The 23240-nt window shown below is 71.6% G+C and carries 15 protein-coding genes and 1 tRNA gene; 9 read left to right on the top strand and 7 right to left on the bottom strand.

What is annotated here, in order from left to right:
* Positions 1–74 precede the first annotated feature (74 nt).
* Positions 75–2786, bottom strand: a complete 2712-nt coding sequence (gene polA / locus IE321_RS08975) for a DNA polymerase I (RefSeq protein ID WP_190222409.1) — start codon at positions 2784–2786, stop codon at positions 75–77.
* A 122-nt stretch (positions 2787–2908) separates the two neighbouring features.
* On the opposite strand from polA, the gene IE321_RS08970 reads away from it, so the two are divergent.
* From IE321_RS08970 to IE321_RS08940, 7 genes are all read left to right on the top strand, one after another.
* Positions 2909–5197 (top strand): FdhF/YdeP family oxidoreductase, encoded by a 2289-nt coding sequence (locus tag IE321_RS08970; RefSeq protein WP_190222408.1) that lies wholly within the window; start codon positions 2909–2911, stop codon positions 5195–5197.
* Between the two features lie 63 nt (positions 5198–5260).
* Positions 5261–5764, top strand: coding sequence for a PaaI family thioesterase (locus IE321_RS08965; protein ID WP_043219287.1), 504 nt, complete (start codon positions 5261–5263; stop codon positions 5762–5764).
* A 708-nt stretch (positions 5765–6472) separates the two neighbouring features.
* The gene (locus IE321_RS08960) at positions 6473–7711 is read left to right on the top strand and encodes a branched-chain amino acid ABC transporter substrate-binding protein (RefSeq protein WP_043219285.1); all 1239 of its coding nucleotides are present in this window, start codon (positions 6473–6475) and stop codon (positions 7709–7711) included.
* A 128-nt stretch (positions 7712–7839) separates the two neighbouring features.
* A complete protein-coding gene (locus IE321_RS08955; RefSeq protein ID WP_043219283.1) occupies positions 7840–8769 on the top strand; it encodes a branched-chain amino acid ABC transporter permease in 930 nt (309 codons plus the stop codon).
* Positions 8766–10622: a branched-chain amino acid ABC transporter permease gene (locus IE321_RS08950; protein WP_372470227.1), complete on the top strand. Its 1857-nt coding sequence runs from the start codon at positions 8766–8768 to the stop codon at positions 10620–10622. The genes IE321_RS08955 and IE321_RS08950 overlap by 4 nt, the downstream gene beginning before the upstream one ends.
* A gap of 3 nt (positions 10623–10625) precedes the next feature.
* The gene (locus IE321_RS08945) at positions 10626–11687 is read left to right on the top strand and encodes an ABC transporter ATP-binding protein (RefSeq protein ID WP_190222406.1); all 1062 of its coding nucleotides are present in this window, start codon (positions 10626–10628) and stop codon (positions 11685–11687) included.
* Entirely contained in the window at positions 11684–12400 is a 717-nt protein-coding gene (locus tag IE321_RS08940; RefSeq protein ID WP_043219280.1) for an ABC transporter ATP-binding protein, read from the top strand. Before IE321_RS08945 ends, IE321_RS08940 begins: the two co-directional genes overlap by 4 nt.
* Positions 12401–12477: 77 nt before the next feature.
* Here the strand turns inward: IE321_RS08940 and IE321_RS08935 are convergent, their stop codons facing one another.
* Positions 12478–13131 (bottom strand): ANTAR domain-containing response regulator, encoded by a 654-nt coding sequence (locus IE321_RS08935; protein WP_043219279.1) that lies wholly within the window; start codon positions 13129–13131, stop codon positions 12478–12480.
* Between the two features lie 115 nt (positions 13132–13246).
* Here IE321_RS08935 and IE321_RS08930 point away from each other — a divergent pair.
* Positions 13247–13319, top strand: a tRNA-Leu gene (locus IE321_RS08930).
* 164 nt (positions 13320–13483) lie between these two features.
* Here IE321_RS08930 and pyk read toward each other — a convergent pair.
* Entirely contained in the window at positions 13484–14911 is a 1428-nt protein-coding gene (gene pyk / locus IE321_RS08925; protein ID WP_043219276.1) for a pyruvate kinase, read from the bottom strand.
* 147 nt (positions 14912–15058) lie between these two features.
* Positions 15059–15775, bottom strand: a complete 717-nt coding sequence (locus IE321_RS08920; protein ID WP_190222405.1) for an SIMPL domain-containing protein — start codon at positions 15773–15775, stop codon at positions 15059–15061.
* Between the two features lie 116 nt (positions 15776–15891).
* Here IE321_RS08920 and IE321_RS08915 point away from each other — a divergent pair, with 116 nt between their 5' ends.
* Positions 15892–17688, top strand: coding sequence for a bifunctional metallophosphatase/5'-nucleotidase (locus tag IE321_RS08915; RefSeq protein WP_190222404.1), 1797 nt, complete (start codon positions 15892–15894; stop codon positions 17686–17688).
* Positions 17689–17690: 2 nt separating this feature from the next.
* On the opposite strand, the gene IE321_RS08910 is transcribed toward IE321_RS08915, so the two are convergent.
* The 3 genes from IE321_RS08910 to pepN form a co-directional block, all read right to left on the bottom strand.
* On the bottom strand, positions 17691–19103 hold the full coding sequence (locus tag IE321_RS08910) for a lysine N(6)-hydroxylase/L-ornithine N(5)-oxygenase family protein (RefSeq protein ID WP_043219270.1): 1413 nt from the start codon (positions 19101–19103) through the stop codon (positions 17691–17693).
* A gap of 111 nt (positions 19104–19214) precedes the next feature.
* Complete coding sequence (locus tag IE321_RS08905) at positions 19215–20609, bottom strand: pyridoxal phosphate-dependent decarboxylase family protein (RefSeq protein ID WP_190222403.1); 1395 nt, start codon at positions 20607–20609, stop codon at positions 19215–19217.
* A gap of 104 nt (positions 20610–20713) precedes the next feature.
* Positions 20714–23200 (bottom strand): aminopeptidase N, encoded by a 2487-nt coding sequence (gene pepN, locus IE321_RS08900; RefSeq protein ID WP_190222402.1) that lies wholly within the window; start codon positions 23198–23200, stop codon positions 20714–20716.
* Positions 23201–23240: the final 40 nt, after the last annotated feature.

The following is a 23240-nucleotide window of genomic DNA, read 5'->3' as shown; positions in this document are numbered from 1 at the left end:
AGTGCGCCACTTGGCGCACACGCCGGTGGCCGCACCCCCGGGCGGGGGTGCGGCCACCGGTGGGCGGTGCCGGGTCAGTGCGCGGCCGAGTCCCAGTCCGGGCCGACGCCGACGGAGACGTCGAGCGGGGCGCGGAGGTCGGCGGCGGCCGACATCTGCGCGCGGACCAGGGCCTCGACCCGCTCGCGCTCGCCGGGGGCGATCTCCAGGACGATTTCGTCGTGGACCTGGAGGAGCATCCGGGAGGCGAGGCCGGCCTCGGTGAGGGCCTGGTCGACGTTGAGCATCGCGACCTTGACGATGTCGGCGGCGGTGCCCTGGATCGGGGCGTTGAGCGCCATCCGCTCGGCGGCCTCGCGGCGCTGGCGGTTGTCGCTGTTGAGGTCCGGCAGGTAGCGGCGGCGGCCGAGCATGGTCTCGGTGTAGCCGGTGGCGCGGGCCTCGTCGACGACCCGGCGCAGGTAGTCCCGCACCCCGCCGAAGCGCTCGAAGTAGGTGTCCATCAGGCCGCGGGCCTCGCCCGGGTCGATGTTCAGCTGCTGGGAGAGGCCGAAGGCGGAGAGGCCGTAGGCGAGGCCGTACGACATGGCCTTGATCTTGCGGCGCATCTCGGCGTCGACGGCGGACCGCTCGACGCCGAAGACCTGGGAGGCGACGGTGGTGTGCAGGTCCTCGCCGGAGGTGAACGCCTCGATGAGGCCCGCGTCCTCGGAGAGGTGGGCCATGACCCGCAGCTCGATCTGGCTGTAGTCGGCGGTCATGAGGGACTCGAAGCCCTCGCCGACGACGAAGCCGTGCCGGATGGCGCGGCCCTCGTCCGTCCGCACCGGCACGTTCTGCAGGTTGGGGTCGGTGGAGGAGAGGCGGCCGGTGGCGGCGACGGTCTGGCTGAAGGTGGTGTGGATCCGGCCGTCGGCGGCGACGGTCTTGATCAGGCCCTCGACGGTGGAGCGCAGCCGGGCCTGCTCGCGGTGGCGGAGCATGATCACCGGGAGCTCGTGCTCGGTCTGGCCGGCCAGCCAGGCGAGCGCGTCGGCGTCCGTCGTGTAGCCGGTCTTGGTCTTCTTGGTCTTCGGGAGGTTCAGCTCGCCGAAGAAGACCTCCTGGAGCTGCTTGGGCGAGCCGAGGTTGAACTCGTGGCCGACGGAGGCGTGGGCCTCCTTGACGGCCTGCTGCACCGCCCCGGCGAACTGCTGCTCCATCGCCTCCAGGTGGTCGCGGTCGGCGGCGATGCCGTGCCGCTCCAGGCGGGCCAGGAGGACGGAGGTGGGCAGCTCCACGTCGTACAGCAGGCCGCGGGCGCCGACCTCGTCGAGCTTGGACTCGAAGGCGGCCCCGAGGTCGAGGACGGCGCGGGCCTGGGTCATCAGGGCCTCGGCCTCGGCGTGGTCCTCGGCGCCGAAGGCGAGCTGGCCCTCGGTGGCGGCGGCGGGCGCCAGCTCGCGGCCGAGGTACTCCAGGGAGAGCGCGTCCAGGGCGAAGGAGCGGCGGCCGGGCTTGACCAGGTAGGCGGCGAGCGCGGTGTCCATGGCGACGCCGGCGACGCTCCAGCCGTGCTCGGGGAAGACCCGCATCGCGCCCTTGGCGTTGTGCAGGACCTTGGGGCGCTCCGGGTCGGCGATCCAGGCGGCCCACGCCTGCTCGTCGGCCGCGTCCAGCTCGCTGGGGTCGAACCAGGCGGCCTCGCCGCCGGGGCTGGCCAGGGCGATCTCGGAGACGCTGCCGGTGCCGAGGCCCCAGCTGTCGACGGTGGCGACGCCGAGGGTCCCGGTGCCGTGCTCGGCCAGCCAGGGGGCGAGCTCGCCGGCGCCGAGGACGGTGAAGTCGAGCTCGACGCCGGGGGCGGGGGCCGGCTCGGCCTCCTCGGCGGAGCCGGGGTCGACGGCGAGGAGCCGCTCGCGCAGCGAGGGGTTGCGGATCTCCAGGGTGTCGAGGAGCAGGGCGACGGCCTTGCGGTCGTACGGCTCGCGGGCCAGGTCGGCGACGGTCCTCGGCAGCTCGACGTCCCGGACCATCTCGGTGAGGACGCGGTTGAGCTTGACGGACTCCAGGTGGTCCCGGAAGTTCTGCCCGGCCTTGCCCTTGACCTCGTCGGCGCGCTCGACCAGCTCGGCGAAGGAGCCGAACTGGTTGATCCACTTGGCGGCGGTCTTCTCGCCGACGCCGGGGATCCCCGGGAGGTTGTCGGACGGGTCGCCGCGCAGGGCGGCGAAGTCGGGGTACTGGTTGGGCGTGAGGCCGTACTTCTCCTGGACCTTCTCCGGGGTGAAGCGGGTCAGCTCGGAGACGCCCTTGGTGGGGTAGAGCACCGTGGTGTGCTCGGACACCAGCTGGAAGGAGTCCCGGTCGCCGGTGACGATGAGGACCTCGAAGCCCGCGGCCTCGGCCTGGGTGGCCAGGGTGGCGATGATGTCGTCGGCCTCGAAGCCGTCGACGGCGAACCGCGGCGCGTGCATGGCGTCGAGGAGCTCGCCGATCAGCTCGACCTGGCCCTTGAACTCGTCGGGGGTCTTGGAACGGTTCGCCTTGTACTCGGGGAACTCCTGCGAGCGCCAGGTCTTGCGGGACACGTCGAAGGCGACGGCGAAGTGCGTGGGCGCCTCGTCGCGCAGGGTGTTCGCCAGCATCGACGCGAAGCCGTAGATCGCGTTCGTCGGCTGCCCGGTCACGGTGGTGAAGTTCTCCGCGGGCAGTGCGAAGAACGCCCGGTACGCGAGCGAGTGCCCGTCCATGAGGAGCAGGCGGGGGCGGGTGTCTGCGGGGTTCTTCGATGCTGTCTCGGCCACGGGACGATCCTGCCACGGACCGCCGACAATCCCCTCCACACCGGCCGGGGTGCCGGGCCGTCGGGGGTGCGTGACAGGATCGGAGACGTACGCCACAGGTCGATCGCTCAAGGGAGAGCGCGATGGTCAGCAAGCCGCCGGCAGGCGACCCGGTCCAGGACGCGCCGCAGGTCACGCCGCCGCAGCACGCCGCCGCCGGACTGCCCGCGATCGGGCACACCCTGCGGATCGCCCGGGAGCAGATGGGGACCGTGCGCACCGCGCGGACGCTGCTCAAGGTCAACCAGAAGGACGGCTTCGACTGTCCCGGCTGCGCCTGGCCGGAGGGCGACAAGCGGCACCTCGCGGAGTTCTGCGAGAACGGCGCGAAGGCGGTCGCCGAGGAGGCGACGCTGCGGCGGGTGACGCCGGAGTTCTTCGCCGCGCACCCGGTGGCGGAGCTGGCGGAGCGGAGCGGGTACTGGCTGGGGCAGCAGGGCCGGATCACCGAGCCCGTGTACCTGCCGGAGGGCGCGGACCGCTACGAGCCGGTGACCTGGGAGCGGGCCTTCGCGATCCTCGCGGAGGAGCTGACCGCGCTGGACTCCCCCGACGAGGCGCTCTTCTACACCTCGGGCCGGACCAGCAACGAGGCCGCGTTCCTGCTCCAGCTCTTCGCGCGCGAGTTCGGCACCAACAACCTGCCGGACTGCTCGAACATGTGCCACGAGTCCTCGGGCTCGGCGCTGACCGAGACGATCGGCATCGGCAAGGGCAGCGTCTCCCTGGAGGACCTGCACCGGGCGGACCTGATCATCGTGGCGGGGCAGAACCCGGGCACGAACCATCCGCGGATGCTGTCGGCGCTGGAGAGGGCGAAGGCGGCCGGGGCGCGGATCATCTCGGTGAACCCGCTGCCGGAGGCGGGTCTGGAACGGTTCAAGAACCCGCAGACCCCGCGGGGCATGCTCCGGGGCGCGGCGCTCACCGACCTCTTCCTCCAGATCCGGATCGGCGGCGACCAGGCCCTCTTCCGGCTGCTGAACAAGCTGGTCCTCGACGCGCCGGGGGCGGTCGACGAGGAGTTCGTGCGGGAGCACACCCACGGTTTCGAGGAGTTCCGGGCGGCGGCCGCCGAGGCCGACTGGGAGGAGACCCTCGCGGCGACCGGGCTCTCCCGGGCGGAGATCGAGCGGGCCCTGGAGATGGTGCTGGCCTCGGAGCGGACGATCGTCTGCTGGGCGATGGGCCTGACCCAGCACAAGCACTCGGTGCCGACCATCCGCGAGGTGGTCAACCTGCTGCTGCTGCGGGGGAACATCGGGCGGCCGGGTGCGGGCGTCTGCCCGGTGCGCGGGCATTCGAACGTGCAGGGCGACCGGACGATGGGCATCTTCGAGCGCCCGGCCCCGGCCTTCCTGGACGCGCTGGACAAGGAGTTCGGGATCGTCTCGCCGCGCCACCACGGCTTCGACGTGGTGCGCTCCATCCAGGCGCTGCGGGACGGCGAGGCGAAGGTCTTCTTCGCGATGGGCGGGAACTTCGTCGGGGCGACCCCGGACACCGAGGTCACCGAGGCGGCGATGCGCAGGGCGCGGCTGACCGTGCACGTGTCGACGAAGCTGAACCGCTCGCACGCGGTGACGGGCACCCGGGCGCTGATCCTGCCGACGCTGGGCCGCACGGACAAGGACGTGCAGCGGAGCGGACGGCAGTTCGTGACGGTCGAGGACTCGATGGGCCAGGTGCACGCCTCGCGGGGCAACCTGCCGCCGGCGAGCCCGCACCTGCTGTCGGAGCCGGCGATCGTGGCCCGGATGGCGCGGGCGGTGCTGGGCGCCGGGTCGGCCACGCCGTGGGAGGACTTCGAGGCGGACTACGCGGCGGTGCGGGACCGGATCGCCCGTGTGGTGCCCGGCTTCGAGGACTTCAACGCGCGGCTGGCGGCGGACCCGGCGGGCTTCGCGCTGCCGCACGCGCCGCGGGACGAGCGCCGCTTCCCGACGAAGACCGGGAAGGCCAACTTCACGGCGGCGCCGGTGGAGTACCCGCGGGTGCCAAAGGGGCGGCTGCTCCTCCAGACGCTGCGCTCGCACGACCAGTACAACACCACGATCTACGGTCTGGACGACCGCTACCGGGGCATCCGGGGCGGCCGCCGGGTGGTCATGGTGCACCCGGAGGACGCGGCGGAGCTGGGGCTCGCCGACGGGTCCTACGCGGACCTGGTGAGCGAGTGGACGGACGGCAGCGAGCGGCGGGCGCCCGGTTTCCGGGTGGTGCACTACCCGACGGCCCGGGGCTGCGCGGCGGCCTACTACCCGGAGACGAACGTGCTGGTCCCGCTGGAGTCGACGGCCGACATCAGCAACACCCCCGCGAGCAAGTCCGTCGTCGTGCGTCTGGAAGAATCGCCGCAGCCGTCCGCCTAAGCGCTTGCTCAGCAAGCCGGGCGGCGGGACGATCAACCGTACGAAGACGAACGGAGCCGGGCCATGGGTGAGCAGCAGCACGTGAAGTTCCCGCAGGAGGTCATCGACGAGTACGCCGCGCTCGGCGTGGATCTGCCGGCCCTCTTCTCGGCCGGCCACCTGGGGAACCGGATGGGCGTCCAGATCCTGGAGGCGTCGGCCGAGCGGGTCGTCGGCACCATGCCGGTGGAGGGCAACACCCAGCCGTACGGGCTGCTGCACGGCGGCGCCTCGGCGGTGCTGGCGGAGACCCTGGGCTCGGTGGGCTCGATGCTGCACGGCGGCTCCTCGAAGATCGCCGTGGGCGTGGACCTGAACTGCACCCATCACCGGGGGGCGCGCAGCGGTCTGGTGACCGGCGTGGCGACCCCGGTGCACCGGGGCCGGTCCACGGCGACGTACGAGATCGTCATCAGCGACGAGGAGGGGCGCCGGGTCTGCTCGGCACGGCTGACCTGCATGCTGCGGGAGGTCGGCCCCCTCGCGGCGGTGGAGATGCCGGAGGCGGGGCGGATCGACGGCGCCTGATCCGGGGGGCGTTCGGCCGTTCTCCCGAAGGGGGCGGTACGCGGTGGCGTACCGCCCCCTTCGGCGTTTTCCGGGCCGGGGCCGACGGCCGCCCGCGGTGTCCGTCGTGACCGTGGTCACCGTGCGCGCCCCAACTGCCGCCCCCGTATGTCGTTTTCACGCCAGCCCCTCCCAACTCCCGGGCCTCGGAGGTACGTTCGAAAGTGGTGGATTCCAGCCGTCCGCGAGAGCCCCTCCGAGGGTCCCCTGCGGGCGGAATTCGTCACGCTCCGTAATGGACGCCCGGGGGTGCCGGCCGGGGGCCGAGGCTTGACATCCGTCCGCTCAGTTCGGGCGCCCTGTCCGATATCCGGAGAGTGCTCAAAGTTCCCCGTCAGTACCAAGATTCCCTCAAGCCCCTTAGCGGAACTGCGCGTTCTCACTATGTGAACACCGTGTTACAGGGCGCTATGACCGGATTTACCCGGACCTCTCAGCCCGGCTCGAGCCGTCGGCATAACAAGACAGTCACATCCTTCCCTCGGCGCTCCCCGACCCTCCCCACCTGCGCTTAGAGTCACCGCCAGTCACCGCGCCACTCGGCGCGACCTACTGCACGGCCTCGTATCAGCGCTCAGTACGGCCCGGCATTCACCAACGGCACCTCTTGCTCCGCAGCTCCACGGCACCGCCTCGGCAGAGGGGGCCGCGCCAGGGAAAGGACCCTTCGTGCGAAACCGTTCGTTGCTCATACTCACCACCGCGGTCACCGCGGGAGCACTCACTCTCACCGCCTGCGGTTCGCGCGACGACAAGGGCGGCGACAGCTCGGGCGAGGGCGGTGGCGTCACCGTCACCATCGGTCTGGACGCCCCGCTCACCGGTGAGCTCTCGGCCCTCGGCCTCGGCATCAAGAACTCCGCCGACCTCGCGGTCAAGACGGCCAACAAGAAGCAGTACGTCAAGGGCGTCACCTTCAAGCTGGAGACCCTGGACGACCAGGCCCAGCCGTCGGCCGGCCAGCAGAACGCCACCAAGCTGGTCGCCGACAAGACCGTCCTCGGCGTGGTCGGCCCGCTGAACTCCGGCGTCGCCGAGTCCATGCAGAAGGTCTTCGACGACGCGAAGCTGGTGCAGGTCTCCCCGGCCAACACCAACCCGGCGCTGTCCCAGGGCCCGAACTGGGCCTCCGGCGACAAGAAGCGCGGCTACAAGTCGTACTTCCGCACCGCCACCACGGACGCGATCCAGGGCCCGTTCGCGGCCCAGTACGTCTTCAATGACGCCAAGAAGACCAAGGCGTTCATCATCGACGACAAGAAGACCTACGGCGCCGGCCTCGCGGGCACCTTCAAGGGCGAGTGGGAGAAGCTCGGCGGCAAGACCGTCGGCACCCAGCACATCGACCCCGACACCAAGGACTTCTCCGCGGTCGCCACCCAGGTCAAGAACTCCGGCGCGGACGTCGTCTACTACGGTGGCGAGTACCCGGCCGCCGGCCCGCTGGCCAAGCAGATCAAGGAGGCCGGCGCCAAGGTCACCGTCGTCGGCGGTGACGCGCTCTTCAGCCCCGAGTACGTCAAGCTGGCCGGTGCCACCGCGGCCGAGGGCGACTTCGCCACCTCCGTCGGCGCCCCGATCGAGACCCTGGCCTCCGCCAAGGAGTTCCTGGCCAACTACAAGGCCGAGAACTACAAGGAGGCCTTCGAGGCCTACGGCGGCTACTCCTACGACTCGACCTGGTCGATCATCGAGGCCGTCAAGAAGGTCGTCGACGGCAACGGCGGCAAGCTGCCCGACGACGCCCGCGCCAAGGTCGTCGAGGCCCTGCAGGGTGTCTCCTTCGAGGGCGTGACCGGTTCGGTCGCCTTCGACGAGTTCGGTGACACCACCAACAAGCAGCTCACCGTCTACCAGGTCAAGAACGGCGCCTTCGCGCCGGTCAAGTCCGACTCCTTCGGCGAGTGACCACGCTCTTCGGCGGCTGATCCTCAGCTCCACCCCAACTCAGCACCACCTTTCACCGCGCGGGGGGCCGCACACAACCGGCACCCCGCGCGGTGTCATATCCGTCGAAAGTCTCGGAGGACAATGCGGTGAACGAACTGCCGCAGCAGCTGGTCAACGGCCTGCTACTGGGATCCATGTACGGGCTGGTCGCCGTCGGCTACACGATGGTCTACGGCATCGTCCAGCTCATCAACTTCGCCCATGGCGAGATCTTCATGACCGGCGGCTTCGGGGCCCTGACGGTCTGGCTCATCCTGCCCGGCGGCACCAGCATGTGGGTGGCTCTGCCCCTCATGATCATCGGTGCCGTGATCGTCGCGACGACCATAGCCGTCGGAGCGGAACGTTTCGCCTATCGTCCGCTCCGCGGCGGTCCGCGCCTCGCCCCGCTCATCACGGCCATCGGCCTCTCGCTCGCCCTGCAGTACGCCGTCTGGGTCTGGTACCCGGAGGCGAAGTCCGCGCGCACCTTCCCGCAGATCCCCGGCGGCCCGATCGAGCTCGGGCCGGTCACCATCCAGACCGGTGACGTCTTCCTGGTGATCGCGGCCCCCGTCTGCATGGCCTTCCTCGCCTTCTTCGTCATGCGCACCCGGACCGGGCGCGGCATGCAGGCCACGGCGCAGGACCCGGACACCGCGAAGCTCATGGGCGTCAACACCGACCGCATCATCGTGATCGCGTTCGCCCTCGGCGCCATCTTCGCCGCCGTCGGCGCCGTCGCCTACGGCCTCAAGTACGGCGTCGTCGACTACAAGATGGGCTTCCTCCTCGGACTGAAGGCGTTCACCGCCGCCGTCCTCGGTGGCATCGGCAACATCTACGGCGCCATGATCGGCGGCCTCGTCCTCGGTGTCGCCGAGACCATGGCGACCGCCTACGTCGACCAGATCCCCGGTATGGAGCAGCTCGGCGGCCAGTCCTGGGCCAACGTCTGGGCCTTCGTACTCCTCATCGTCGTCCTCCTCGCCAGGCCCCAGGGTCTGCTCGGCGAGCGCGTCGCGGACAGGGCGTGAGCACCATGACCACCATCTCCGAGAACCCCCAGGCGCCCGCCACGGCGGAGTCCGCGAAGACCGCGGACCGCGGCCTGATCGGCCTCCTGCCCGAGCGCACCGCCCGCGCCGTCACCCTCGGCGGCGCCGCCCTGACCGTCGCGAGCTGTTTCCTCTCCTGGACCTGGGACCCCGACTTCCCGGGCGACCTCACCGTGTACGGCTACCCGGCCGGACTCCAGCTGCAGGTCCTGCTGCTCGGTGTCCTGACCGTCCTCTTCGCCCTCTCCTCGTACGGGGTCAAGGGCCTCGGCTGGCTGACGCCGGCCGGCGCCGACGGCGCGGTCAAGTTCGGCGCCCTCGCCTCCTTCGGCACCGCCTGGTTCACCGTCATCGCGATCAGCGTCGAACTCGGCGGGCTCGTCAACCTGGAGCCCGGCGGCTTCGTCCTCGCGGTGGCCACCCTGGTCACCCTGCTGGCCGCCCTGGACCTGCCCTTCAAGCGTCCGACCGTGCTGCCGGTCGACCCGGAGGACACCGGCTGGGACCAGTTCAAGCACCGGGCCGGCAACGGCTGGGCCTCCTTCAAGGCCACCTTCTCCGCCCCCCGCCCAGTGAAGAAGCTCCGCCCGCTGCCGACCGCCGTCGAGATCCTGATCATCGCGGTCGTCCTCGGCCTGGCGCTGAGCGTCTTCACCTACGGCATCGGCACCGAGTACGACGAGCTGTTCCTCGGCTTCCTGATCACCGCCGGCCTCGGCTTCGCCGCGATCGGCGCCTCGGGTCTGCTCAAGCAGGTCACGCAGCTCACCGCGAAGCACCAGAACCTGACGATCGCGGGCGCGTTCATCGCCGCGGCGCTGTTCCCCTTCACCCAGACCGACGACCAGTACGCGACGCTCGGCGTCTACATCCTGATCTTCGCCACGGTCGCCCTGGGCCTGAACATCGTCGTCGGCCTGGCCGGTCTGCTCGACCTCGGTTACGTCGCCTTCCTCGGCGTCGGCGCCTACGCGGCGGCCCTCGTCTCGGGCGCCCCGACCTCGCCCTTCGGCGTGCACTTCCCCTTCTGGGCGGCGATCCTCGTCGGCGCCGCGGCCTCCGTGGTCTTCGGCGTCCTGATCGGCGCGCCGACCCTGCGGCTGCGCGGCGACTACCTCGCCATCGTGACGCTCGGCTTCGGTGAGATCTTCCGCATCACGGTGATGAACACGGACGGCACCTCGGGTCCGGACATCACCAACGGCTCCAACGGCATCGCGTCCATCCCGAACCTGAACCTCTTCGGGTTCGACTTCGGGCAGGCGCACACCATCGCCGGCTTCACCATCGGCCGCTTCGCCAACTACTTCTTCCTGATGCTGCTGATCACGGCGGTCGTCGTGCTGGTCTTCCGGCGCTCCGGCGACTCCCGCATCGGCCGCGCGTGGGTGGCGATCCGCGAGGACGAGACCGCCGCGCTCGCGATGGGCATCAACGGCTTCCGCGTGAAGCTGATCGCCTTCGCGCTCGGCGCCGGTCTGGCCGGTCTGGCCGGTACGGTGCAGGCCCACGTCACCTACACGGTGACCCCGGAGCAGTACCTCTTCGCCGGTCCCATCCCGCCCAACTCCGCCTTCCTGCTCGCGGCCGTCGTCCTCGGCGGCATGGGCACGATGAGCGGTCCGCTGGTCGGCGCGGCGCTGCTGTTCCTCATCCCGAACAAGCTCCAGTTCATGGGCGAGTACCAGCTCTTCGCCTTCGGTGTCGCGCTCGTGCTGATCATGCGCTTCCGTCCGGAGGGCATCGTCGCCGACAAGCGCCGTCAGCTGGAGTTCCACGAGCACGACGAGCAGCCGGCGCCCGCCGCGACGCCCGCCAAGGCAGGTGCCTGAACCATGACGACGACCACCACCAAGGCCGAGGCCGGCGCGGAGCCGGCCGCCCGCGAGACCGTGCTGGACGCGCGCGGGGTCACCATGCGCTTCGGCGGCCTGACCGCCGTGCGCGACGTGAACCTCACCGTCAACAGCGGCGAGATCGTCGGTCTGATCGGCCCGAACGGCGCCGGCAAGACCACCTTCTTCAACTGCCTGACCGGTCTGTACGTGCCCACCGAGGGCGAGGTCCGCTACAAGGGCCAGGTCCTGCCGCCGAAGTCCTTCAAGGTCACCGCGGCCGGCATCGCCCGTACCTTCCAGAACATCCGTCTCTTCAACAACATGACGGTCCTGGAGAACGTGCTCGTCGGCCGGCACACCCGCACCAAGGAGGGCCTCTGGTCCGCCCTGCTGCGCGGCCCGGGCTTCAAGCGGGCCGAGGCGGCCTCCGAGAAGCGCGCGATGGAGCTCCTGGAGTTCGTCGGGCTCGCGGAGAAGGCGCAGCACCTCTCCAAGAACCTGCCGTACGGCGAGCAGCGCAAGCTGGAGATCGCCCGCGCGCTCGCGAGCGACCCGGGCCTGATCCTGCTGGACGAGCCGACCGCCGGCATGAACCCGCAGGAGACCCGTGCGGCCGAGGAACTCATCTTCGCCATCCGGGACATGGGCATCGCCGTGCTCGTCATCGAGCACGACATGCGCTTCATCTTCAACCTGTGCGACCGGGTCGCCGTGCTCGTGCAGGGCCAGAAGCTGATCGAGGGCGACAGCCAGACCGTCCAGGGCGACGAGCGGGTCATCGCCGCGTACCTCGGCGAGCCGATCGACGAGACCCCGAAGGCGGAGGCCCTGGCGGCGGAGACCCCCGAGGCCGAGGCTCCGGCGGCGGAGACCGACGCGGACGAGGCCCCCGAGGCCGAGGCGCCGGCGGACGAGGCCGACGAGGCCGAGGCGCCGGCGGACGACGAGGCGCCCGACGAGGCTCCGGCCGCCGACGGGACCCCGGCCGAGGACGACACCCCGGCGGACGCGGCGGACGCCGCGAAGGACGCCGCTCCGGGCAAGGAGAACGACGCATGACCGCACTGCTCGAAGTCGAGGACCTGCGCGTCGCCTACGGAAAGATTGAGGCCGTCAAGGGCATCTCCTTCTCCGTGGAGGCGGGCGAGGTCGTCACCCTCATCGGCACCAACGGCGCCGGGAAGACCACCACCCTGCGGACCCTCTCCGGGCTCCTCAAGCCGGTCGGCGGGCAGATCAAGTTCGAGGGCAAGTCCCTCCGCAAGATCCCCGCGCACAAGATCGTCTCGCTGGGTCTGGCCCACTCCCCCGAGGGCCGGCACATCTTCCCGCGCATGACCATCGAGGAGAACCTGCTCCTCGGCGCCTTCCTCCGGAAGGACAGCGCCGGGATCGCCAAGGACGTCCAGCGCGCCTACGACCTCTTCCCGATCCTGGGCGAGCGTCGCAAGCAGGCGGCCGGCACGCTCTCCGGCGGTGAGCAGCAGATGCTCGCCATGGGCCGGGCGCTGATGTCCCAGCCCAAGCTGCTGATGCTCGACGAGCCCTCCATGGGTCTCTCGCCGATCATGATGCAGAAGATCATGGCGACCATCGCCGAGCTGAAGGCCCAGGGCACCACGATCCTGCTCGTCGAGCAGAACGCCCAGGCCGCGCTCGCGCTGGCGGACCACGGTCACGTGATGGAGATCGGCAAGATCGTGCTCTCGGGCACGGGCGGCGACCTCCTGCACGACGAGTCGGTGCGCAAGGCGTACCTCGGCGAGGACTGACGTCCCGTACGGCAACGAGGAGGCCCGCCCCGCGTCGCGCGGGGCGGGCCTCCTCGTCGTACGCGGCGGGCGGTGGGCTACTGCCCCTTCGCGGCCTTCTTCTCCTCGGCGTCCTCGATGACGGCCTCGGCGACCTGCTGCATGGACATGCGGCGGTCCATGGAGGTCTTCTGGATCCAGCGGAAGGCGGCCGGCTCGGAGAGGCCGTACTGGGTCTGGAGGACCGACTTGGCGCGGTCGACCAGCTTGCGGGTCTCCAGGCGCTGGCTGAGGTCGGCGACCTCCTGCTCCAGGGCGCGCAGCTCGGCGAAGCGGGAGACGGCCATCTCGATGGCCGGCACCACGTCGCTCTTGCTGAAGGGCTTGACCAGGTAGGCCATGGCGCCGGCGTCGCGGGCGCGCTCGACGAGGTCGCGCTGGGAGAAGGCGGTGAGCATGAGGACCGGGGCGATGGACTCGCCGGCGATCTTCTCGGCGGCCGAGATGCCGTCGAGGACGGGCATCTTCACGTCCAGGATCACCAGGTCGGGGCGGTGCTCGCGGGCCAGCTCGACGGCGGTGGCTCCGTCGCCCGCCTCGCCGACGACCGTGTAGCCCTCCTCCTCCAGCATCTCCTTGAGATCGAGGCGGATCAGGGCCTCGTCCTCGGCGATGACGACACGGGTGGTCAGCGGCGGGACGTGGGACGCTTCGGCGTCGTCGGCGGGCTGGGGCGACTCGGGGGCAGTCACGCGGGCTCCTCGTTCGATGGCCTCGTTCCGAGGCGGATACAGCTCTCCATGAGCCTACCCACCTCCTGTAAGGTAGGGGCACGGCGGGTGATCATCGGCCTTTGTTTCGAAGGAAGCCCCGGTAGCCCAGCGGTAGAGGCAGTGGTCTCAAACACCATCCAGCGTGGGTTCGAATCCCACCCGGGGCACATTACCTTCGATTCCTAGGAATGAGATCCTCAGGCGTTCCGGTGAGGGGACCGGCGACCGGCCCGCCCAGGACGTCCCCTCCGCCCGGAAGCACCCGAACCCCGCCGCCCAGTCCTTGGGAGCGGGGTTCTTTCGCATGCCGTCGCGTGCGGGTGTCCGCGGGCTAGGAGAGCGGGTCTCCGATGTGGTGGACGCGGACCAGGTTGGTGGAGCCCGAGACGCCGGGCGGGGAGCCGGCCGTGATCACCACGACGTCGCCCTTGGCGCAGCGGCCGATGCGCAGCAGTTCCTCGTCGACCTGCGCGACCATGGCGTCCGTGGAGTCGACGTGCGGGCCGAGGAAGGTCTCGACGCCCCAGGTGAGGTTGAGCTGGGAGCGGGTCGCCGGGTCCGGCGTGAAGGCGAGCAGCGGGATCGGCGAGCGGTAGCGCGAGAGCCGCCGCACGGTGTCGCCGGACTGGGTGAAGGCCACCAGGAACTTCGCGCCGAGGAAGTCGCCCATCTCGGCGGCCGCGCGGGCCACCGCGCCGCCCTGGGTGCGCGGCTTGTTCCGCTCGGTCAGCGGCGGCAGGCCCTTGGCGAGGACGTCCTCCTCGGCGGCCTCGACGATCCGGCTCATGGTGCGGACCGTCTCGACCGGGTGGCGGCCCACGCTGGTCTCGCCGGAGAGCATCACGGCGTCGGTGCCGTCGATGACGGCGTTGGCCACGTCGGACGCCTCGGCGCGGGTGGGCCGGGAGTTGTCGATCATCGAGTCGAGCATCTGGGTGGCGACGATGACCGGCTTGGCGTTCCGCTTGGCGAGCTTGACCGCGCGCTTCTGGACGATCGGCACCTGCTCCAGCGGCATCTCGACGCCGAGGTCGCCGCGGGCGACCATGATGCCGTCGAAGGCGGCGACGATCTCCTCGATGTTCTCGACCGCCTGGGGCTTCTCGATCTTGGCGATGACCGGGAGGCGGCGGCCCTCCTCGTCCATGATCCGGTGGACGTCCTCGATGTCCCGCGCGGAGCGGACGAAGGAGAGGGCGATGACGTCGGCACCGGTGCGCAGCGCCCAGCGGAGGTCCTCGACGTCCTTCTCGGAGAGCGCGGGGACGGAGACCGCGACGCCCGGCAGGTTGAGGCCCTTGTGGTCGGAGACCATGCCGCCCTCGACGACCCGGGTGTGCACCCGGGGCCCGTCGACGGAGGTGACCTCCAGGGTGACCCGGCCGTCGTCGACGAGGATCCGCTCGCCGGAGGTGACGTCGGCCGCGAGGCCCGGGTAGGTGGTGCCGCAGCAGTGGCGGTCGCCCTCCGTCGGCTCGACGGTGATGGTGAAGTCGTCGCCGCGTTCAAGGAGTACGGGACCCTCGCGGAAGCGGCCGAGCCGGATCTTCGGGCCTTGAAGGTCGGCGAGGACCCCGACGCTGCGACCGGTCTCCTCGGCCGCCTTGCGGACCCGCTGGTAACGCTCCTCGTGCTCGACGTAGGTGCCGTGGCTGAGGTTGAGGCGGGCCACATCCATTCCGGCCTCGATCAATGCCTTGATCTGGTCGTATGTTTCGGTGGCGGGCCCAAGGGTACAAACGATTTTCGCTCGGCGCATGAGGCGAGCCTAGGGCCTTACCCATCAGTAGCCGGTGGGTCCCGCATGACTACTCAACAACCTTTCCGTGAAACGTTGTTGACAAGACTTGAATCTGTGCGCCGGAGTGCTCCGATGAGCGTTTTTCGCGCCCCCGGGCCCTTCGTCTCAGAGTGCGGGCGGCAGCATCGTGAAGCGCGCGACGACCTCGGCGGTCACCGTCCGGCGCTGCGGTTCGAGGTCGAGGGAGGGGGCTCCGCCGTCGCCCTCCTGGGCGAACGCCGCGCGCATCGGGGAGAAGCCGCCCCCGTGCCGCACGCCCGGTTCCGGCAGTCCGGCGTCCGACAGTTCGAGGAGTGAGCCCAGCGAGGTGCCCAGCGCCTCCGCGTAGGCGCGCGCCCGCCGCACCGCCTCCGCCACCGCGAGCCGGCGCGCCTCCGCGTACGCCTCCGAGTCCGGGCGCAGCTCCCACCACGGCCCGTCGACCTCGGTCAGCTCCCGGTCGGCGAGCTCGGGCACCAGCTCGCCGAGGGCCGTGAAGTCGGTCAGCTCGGCGGCGATCCGCACGTGTCCGCGGTAGGTCCGCACGTGCTCGCCCCGCTGTCGCCGGGACTGCTCCGGGACGATCGAGAAGCTGCCGGTCTCCAGCTTCGCCACCGCGGACCCGCGCGCCCGGAGCAGGTCGAGCACCTCGGTGTTGCGGCGGGTGAGGTCCGCCAGCACGGCCGTCCGGTCGGTGCCGCGCGCGGAGACGGTCAGCAGGATCCGGGCCAGCTCCGGGTCGACCTCCAGACGGCCCTCGCCGAGGACCGTCACCTGGGGCGCCTGGGGGGTGGGGTGGGGATGCGACACGGCGTGCTCCTCGGAACCGGGGATCGGTGGCATACGAACACTTTCCCACTCCGTAACCCGAAAGGGCTGTTGCGGAGGAGGCGTCTGAGCCAGAATCTACGCGCGTTGTGCACCTGAGACAGCGCCACGAACACCGAGGAGTCACACACATGCCGCTGAACCGCCGGACCTTCCTGGAGAGCTCCGCCGCCATCGGAGCCGGGGCCGCCCTCACCGCCGGGGTCGCCGCCCCCGCCGAGGCCCACGGAGCCCGCCCCAAGCCGGCCAAGCGGTACTCCTTCACCGTCATGGGCACCACCGACCTGCACGGGAACGTCCTCAACTGGGACTACTTCACGGACAAGGAGTTCGACGACAAGGCCCACAACGACGTCGGCCTCGCCAAGATCTCCACCCTCGTCGAGCAGGTCCGCGCCGCCAAGGGCCGCCGCAACACCCTCCTCATCGACGCCGGCGACACCATCCAGGGCACCCAGCTCTCGTACTACTACGCGAAGATCGACCCGATCACGAAGGCCGGCGGCCCGGTCCACCCGATGGCCCAGGCCATGAACGCCATCGGCTACGACGCCGCCGCGCTCGGCAACCACGAGTTCAACTACGGCATCCCGGTGCTCCGGAAGTTCGAGGAGCAGTGCGACTTCCCGCTGCTGGGCGCCAACGCGCTCGACGCGAAGACGCTGCGCCCGGCCTTCCCGCCGTACAGCTTCCACCGGCTGCGCACCCCGCACGGCAAGGACGTCAAGGTCGCGGTGCTCGGCCTGACCAACCCCGGCATCGCCATCTGGGACAAGGCCAACGTCAGCGGCCGGATGGTCTTCCCCGGCCTCGAGGAGCAGGCCGCGAAGTGGGTGCCGAAGCTGCGCTCGATGGGCGCCGACGTCGTGGTCGTCTCCGCGCACTCCGGCTCCAGCGGCACCTCCTCGTACGGTGACCAGCTCCCCCACGTCGAGAACGCCGCCGGACTCGTCGCCGAGCAGGTCCCCGGCATCGACGCGATCCTGGTCGGTCACGCCCACACCGAGATCCCCGAGTACCGGATCGCCAACAAGGAGACCGGCAAGGAGGTCGTCCTCTCCGAGCCGCTGAAGTGGGGCCAGCGCCTCACCCTCTTCGACTTCGACCTCGTGTGGGAGAAGGGCCGCTGGACGGTGGAGAAGGTCGCCGCCCAGGTCCTCAACTCCAACACCGTCGAGGAGGACCCGGAGATCACCGGCCTGCTCGCCGACGAGCACAAGAAGGTCGTGGCCTACGTCAACACGGTCATCGGCACCTCCACCGCCGCCATGACCACGGCCGACGCGCCGTGGAAGGACGAGCCGATCATCGACCTGATCAACGTCGTCCAGGCCGAGACCGTGAAGGCGGCCCTGGCCGGCGGCGCGTACGCCGGCCTGCCGGTGCTCTCGCAGGCGTCCTGCTTCTCCCGCACGGCCCGCATCCCGGCCGGCGAGATCACCATCAAGGACGCCGCCGGGCTCTACCCCTTCGAGAACACCCTGGAGGCCCGTCTGATGACGGGCGCCCAGCTCCGGGAGTACCTGGAGTACTCGGCGAAGTACTACGTCCAGACCCCGGCCGGCGCCCCCGTCGACACCGCGAAGCTCACCAACGCGGACGGCACCCCGGACTACAACTACGACGCCGTCTCCGGGCTGACGTACGACATCGACATCGCCAGGCCGGCCGGGCAGCGGATCGTGAACCTCTCCTTCGAGGGCGCGCCGCTCGACCCGGCCGCGCGGTTCGTGCTCGCCGTCAACAACTACCGCGCCAGCGGCGGCGGCGCCTTCCCGCACGTCGCCAAGGCCGAGCAGCTGTGGGCGAACTCGGACGAGATCCGCAACACGATCATCCAGTGGGTGCGGGCCAAGGGGACGGTCGACCCGGCGCGGTTCGCGTCGGTGGACTGGAGGCTGACCCGGGACGGCGTGCCCGTCTTCTAGCCTCAGCTCTGCACGAGGGGCGTCAGCTTCCGGTCCTGGGACGGGATGCTCGGCGCCTCTCGCGCGTCCAGGCCGAAGCTGGTGAAGGCGGTCCGGCGCGGCAGCGGGTACGGCTCCTTGCCCGTGACCGCGTTGAGGATGACCGCGCTGCGCCAGGCCGCCAGGCCCAGGTCGGGGGCGCCCACGCCGTGGGTGTGGCGCTCCGCGTTCTGCACGTACACCGAGCCGGTCACCGAGGGGTCGAGGACCAGCCGGTACCGCTCGTCGATCCGCGCCCGGCCCGCCGCGTCGTGCCGCAGGTACGGGTCCAGGCCGGCCAGCATGGAGTCGACCGGGCGCTCCCGGTAGCCGGTCGCGAGGACCACGGCGTCGGTGGTGAGCCGGGACCGGGTCCCCTGCTGGACGTGCTCCAGGTGCAGCTCGACCTGGGTGGTGGCCACCCGCCCGGCCGTGCGGACCCGGACGCCGGGGGTGAGCACCGCGTCCGGCCAGCCGCCGTGCAGGGTGCGGCGGTACAGCTCGTCGTGGACGGCGGCGATGGTCTCCGCGTCGATGCCCTTGTGCAACTGCCACTGGCGCGGGACGAGTTCGCCCCGGACAGGCTCCGGCAGGGCGTGGAAGTAGCGGGTGTAGTCGGGGGTGAAGTGCTCCAGGCCCAGCTTGGAGTACTCCATCGGCGCGAACGCCTCGGTGCGGGAGAGCCAGCTGATCCGCTCGGCGCCGGCCGGGCGGGCCCGCAGCAGGTCGAGGAAGACCTCGGCGCCGGACTGTCCCGAGCCGATGACGGTGACGTGCCCGGCGGCCAGCAGGGACTCCCGGTGCGCGAGGTAGTCGGCGGCGTGGATCACGGGCACGCCGGGGGCCTCGGCGAGCGGGCGCAGCGGCTCGGGGACGTAGGGCTCGGTGCCGACGCCCAGGACCACGTTCCGGGTGTAGGCGCGGCCCAGCGCGGCGGCCTCGCCGTCCGGGTCGAGCTGGGTGAAGTCGACCTCGAAGAGCCGTCGTTCGGGGTTCCAGCGGACCGAGTCGACCTGGTGGCCGAAGTGGAGGCCGGGCAGCCGTTCGCTGACCCAGCGGCAGTAGGCGTCGTACTCGGCGCGCTGGATGTGGAACTTCTCCGCGAAGTAGAAGGGGAAGAGCCGCTCGCGGCTGCGCAGGTAGCTGAGGAAGGACCAGGGGCTGGCCGGGTCGGCGAGGGTCACCAGGTCGGCGAGGAAGGGCACCTGGAGGGTGGCGCCCTCGATCAGCAGGCCGGGGTGCCAGTGGAAGGCCGGGCGCTGCTCGAAGAAGGTCGCGGCGAGCCCGCCGGGGACGCCGTCGGCGAGCGCGGCGAGCGAGAGGTTGAACGGGCCGATGCCGACGCCCACCAGGTCGTGCGGGCGGTCGAGTTCTTGCTGAGGGGTGCTGCCGGTCATCGGTCGGTGCTGCCTTCCACGAGTGCTGCGGGGTCGACGTGTGGTGCGGGTTCGGGAGTGCGGGTGCGGGGTTCGGCGGGGGCGCGGGGCGCGTCGGCACCGCGGCCGGAGCTAGGGGCGCGCCGCGGGTGCGGTGGGGCGCGCGGTCTCGACGAGGGTGACGAGCCGGGCCAGGTCGTCGAGGGTGGTGTGGGGGTTGAGCAGGGTGGCCTTCAGCCAGAGGCGGCCGTCCGCGCGGGCCCGGCCGAGGACGGCCCGGCCGTCGGCGAGGAGCCGGCGGCGGACCCCGGCGACCGCCGCGTCGTCGGCGCCGGCCGGACGGAAGAGGACGGTGGTGAGGACGGGCCGGTCCCGCAGTTCGAGCTCCGGGCTCTTCTCCACCAGGTCGGCCAGGTCCCGGGCGCGCTCCAGACAGAGGTCCACCAGGGCGCCGAGCCCGGTCCTGCCGAGGGCGCGCAGGGTGACGGCGGCCTTGAGGACGTCGGGGCGGCGGGTGGTGCGCAGGGAGCGGCCGAGGAGGTCGGGGAGGCCGGCCTCGGTGTCGTCGCCGGCGTTGAGGTAGTCGGCGGTGTGGGCGAGGGCGGCGAGGTCGGTCGCCTCGCGGACGGTGAGGAGTCCGGCGGCGACCGGCTGCCAGCCGAGCTTGTGCAGGTCGAGCGTGACGGTGCGGGCCCGGTCCAGGCCGTCCAGGAGGTGCCGGTGGGCGTCGCTGAACAGGAGCGGCCCGCCGTAGGCGGCGTCGACGTGCAGGTCGGCGCCGTGCGCGGCGCAGGCGTCGGCGAGCGCGGGCAGCGGGTCGATCAGGCCCTCGTCGGTGGTGCCGGCGGTGGCGGCGAGGAGGACGGGCCCGTCCAGGCCGGCGAGGACCCGGGCGGTGGCCTCCGGGTCGAGGAGGCCGCGCGGGGTGGGGACGGCGACCGGCTCGGGGAGGCCCAGGAGCCAGGCGGCGCGGCGGAAGGAGTGGTGGGCGTTGGCGCCGGTGACGGTGGTGAGGCGGGGCCCGTGCCGCTCCCGGGCGAGGAGCAGGGCGAGCTGGTTGGACTCGGTGCCGCCGGTGGTGACGAGCGCGTCCGGCCGGTCGGCCGTCGGGTGGACCTCGGCGGCGAGCGCGGCGGTGACCTCGGCCTCCAGGGCGGAGGCGGCCGGGGCCTGGTCCCAGGAGTCCATCGAGGGGTTGAGCGCGGCGGCGGCCAGGTCGGCGGCGGCGGCGAGGGCCAGGGGCGGGGTGTGCAGATGGGCGGCGCAGAGCGGGTGCGCGGGGTCGGCGGCGCCGGCGGCGACGAGGTGGACCAGTGTGCGCAGCGCCTCGTCCGGTCCGGTGCCCGTCCCGGGCAGGACCTCCCCGAGGGCGGCGCGCACCCGGGCGGTGACCGCCTCGGGCCCGCCGGCCGGCAGCGGGCCGCCCCGTTCCTCCGCTCCGGTGCGCAGCGCGTCCAGGGCGATGCCGAGGAGGCGGCTGAGCGGGGTGGGGTGGGCGGCGAGGGGTGGCGGGGGTGCGGCACGCATGGACGACAGCGTGCCGGGGCGGGCGCTCCCCTGTCCGGGGAGTCGCCGCTTGTGACCCGAACGAGGGACGGCACCTTGAGAGAGGGGGTGCCGTCCCGGGTGGCTCAGCCCTCGCGGACGCGCAGGGCGCGGGCGAGGTCGTCGAGCTGGTCGACGAGCTTGCGGTGGAGGGCCGGGAGCATGGTGCCGTCGGCGAGGCGGGCCTCGCCGACGGCGAGGGAGGCGGCGTCGACCGCGTACGCCGGGAAGGCCAGGCGGCCGGCGGCCTCGGCCATGGCGGGGCCGCGGCGGTCGCCGAGGGCGATGGCCGCGTCGTAGAAGCGGTCCACGTACTCCCGCAGCAGTTCGGCCTGTTCGGGCTGCCAGAAGCCGAGGGCGGTGGCGGTGAAGAGGTAGTTCGACAGGTCGTCGGAGTCGAACATGGCGGCCCAGGCCGCCGCCTTGGCGGCCGGGTCGGGGAGCGCGGCGCGGCAGCGGGCGGCGCCCTCCTGGCCGGTGGCGCTGGGGTCGCGGGCCAGCTCGGCGGCGATGGCGGCCTCGTCGGTGGCTCCGAGGACGGCGAGCCGGGCGAGGATGCGCCAGCGCAGCTCCGGGTCGAGCTCGGGGCCGCCGTGGACGGTGCCCTCGTCGAGCCAGGAGGCGATCTGGTCGGGGGTGGTGGCGCTGTCGACGAGGGTGCGGACGGCGGTGAGGCGCAGTCCGGGCTCCTCGCCGTCCTCGGTGCGGCGGAGCAGGGCGCGGGCGATCTCGCGGAGGGTGGCGAGGGCGGCGGGGCGCTGGTCCTCGGGGACGTACCGGTCGGCGATCTGCTGCCGGGCGAAGGCCAGGACGCCCTGGACGATGCCGAGTTCGGTCTCCTCGGGGAGGTGGGCGAGGGCGAAGTCCAGGTAGTCGGCGGGGAGCAGTTCGCCGTCGCGGACCATGTCGCGCACGGCGTTCCACACCACGGCCCGGGTGAGCGGGTCGGGGATGCGGGAGAGGCCGCGGAGGGCGGACTCCTCGGAGACCTCGTCGAAGCGGAGCTTGGCGTAGGTGAGGTCGCCGTCGTTGAGGACGACGAGGGCGGGGCGGGGGCCGGTGAGGCGGGTGGGCTCCTGCTGGGGGACGTCGACCCAGACGCGCTCGCGCAGGGCGAGTTCGCCGTCGGGGCGGCGGTCGTAGAGGCCGGCCGTGATGCGGTGGGGGCGGCTGCCCGCGCGCTCGACGGCGAGGTCCCAGCGGCTGCCCTCGCCGGTGAGGCGGGGGGTGAGGGTGTCGACGCCGATGGTGCGGAGCCACTGCTCGGCCCAGGCGTGGACGTCGCGGTCGGTGGCGGCGGCGAGGTTGTCGATGAAGTCGGCGAGGGTGGCGTTGCCGAACCGGTGCCGCTTGAAGTGGATGTTGATGCCGGCGAGGAAGTCCTCCTCGCCGAGCCAGGCGACGAGCTGGCGCAGGGCGGAGGCGCCCTTGGCGTAGGAGATGCCGTCGAAGTTGAGGAGCGCGGAGGCGGTGTCGGGGACGGCCTCCGGGTCGGGGGCGACGGGGTGGGTGGAGGGGCGCTGGTCGGCGTCGTACCCCCAGGACTTGCGGGCGACGCCGAAGTCGATCCAGGTGTCGGCGAAGAGGTCGGAGCACGCCTCGTTGATGGTCCGGTAGCCCATGTACTCGGCGAAGGACTCGTTCAGCCAGATGTCGTCCCACCAGCGGAGGGTGACGAGGTCGCCGAACCACATGTGGGCCATCTCGTGGGCGATGACCATGGCGCGGGTCATCCGCTCGGTGGCGGTGACGGCGGAGCGGAAGACGAACTCGTCGCGGAAGGTGACGAGGCCGGGGTTCTCCATGGCGCCGGAGTTGAACTCGGGGACGAACGCCTGGTCGTAGGAGTCGAAGGGGTAGGGCTCGTCGAACTTCTCGTGGTAGCGGTCGTAGCACGCCTTGGTGACGGCGAGGATCTCGTCGGCGTCGGCGTCGAGGTGGGGCGCGAGCGAGCGGCGGCAGTGGAGGCCGAAGGGCAGGCCGGCGTGCTCGGTGAGGACCGAGTGCCAGGGGCCCGCGGCGACGCAGACGAAGTAGGTGGAGAGCGGCTGGGTGGGGGCGGCCTTCCAGCGGCCGTCGTCCTGCCGTTCGGTGATGCCGTTGGCGAGGACGGTCCAGCCGTCGGGGGCGGTGACGGTCAGCTCGAAGACGGCCTTGAGGTCGGGCTGGTCGAAGGCGGCGAAGACGCGCTGGACGTCCTCCATGAAGAGCTGGGTGTAGACGTAGGACTCGCCGTCGGTGGGGTCGAGGAAGCGGTGCATGCCCTCGCCGGTGTGCGAGTAGCGCATGGTGGCGGTGAGGCTCAGCTCGTGCTCGCCCTCGGTGAGGGTGAGGGGGAGCCGGTTCTCGGTGAGGTCCGCGGGGTCGAGCGGCTCGCCGTCGAGGGTGACGGAGTGCAGGGTGTCCGGCTTGAGTTCGACGAAGGTGTCCCCGGCGGCGCGGGCCGTGAAGCGGATCAGGCTGGTGGACCGGAAGGTCTCGTCGCCGGTGGTGAGGTCGAGGTCCACCGTGTAGCGGTGGACGTCGAGCAGCTGGGCACGGGTCTGCGCTTCGTCGCGCGTCAGTACGGACATGGGCCCTATGCTGCCCGATCGTCCGGTCGGGTGGCAGGGG

This window comes from Streptomyces hydrogenans, assembly GCF_014656075.1.
In the GTDB taxonomy this organism is placed as follows: domain Bacteria; phylum Actinomycetota; class Actinomycetes; order Streptomycetales; family Streptomycetaceae; genus Streptomyces; species Streptomyces hydrogenans.
The sequence above is the reverse complement of the archived record's forward strand: the minus strand, read 5'-3'. Positions and strand labels throughout refer to the sequence as shown.

Coding starts and splice junctions, on each gene's coding strand:
- IE321_RS08970 (WP_190222408.1), top strand. CDS start 2,909: ATGGTCAGCAAGCCGCCGGCAGGCGACCCGGTCCAGGACGCGCCGCAG.
- IE321_RS08965 (WP_043219287.1), top strand. CDS start 5,261: ATGGGTGAGCAGCAGCACGTGAAGTTCCCGCAGGAGGTCATCGACGAG.
- IE321_RS08945 (WP_190222406.1), top strand. CDS start 10,626: ATGACGACGACCACCACCAAGGCCGAGGCCGGCGCGGAGCCGGCCGCC.
- IE321_RS08940 (WP_043219280.1), top strand. CDS start 11,684: ATGACCGCACTGCTCGAAGTCGAGGACCTGCGCGTCGCCTACGGAAAG.
- pyk (WP_043219276.1), bottom strand. CDS start 14,911: ATGCGCCGAGCGAAAATCGTTTGTACCCTTGGGCCCGCCACCGAAACA.
- IE321_RS08920 (WP_190222405.1), bottom strand. CDS start 15,775: ATGCCACCGATCCCCGGTTCCGAGGAGCACGCCGTGTCGCATCCCCAC.
- IE321_RS08915 (WP_190222404.1), top strand. CDS start 15,892: ATGCCGCTGAACCGCCGGACCTTCCTGGAGAGCTCCGCCGCCATCGGA.
- IE321_RS08910 (WP_043219270.1), bottom strand. CDS start 19,103: ATGACCGGCAGCACCCCTCAGCAAGAACTCGACCGCCCGCACGACCTG.
- IE321_RS08905 (WP_190222403.1), bottom strand. CDS start 20,609: ATGCGTGCCGCACCCCCGCCACCCCTCGCCGCCCACCCCACCCCGCTC.
- pepN (WP_190222402.1), bottom strand. CDS start 23,200: ATGTCCGTACTGACGCGCGACGAAGCGCAGACCCGTGCCCAGCTGCTC.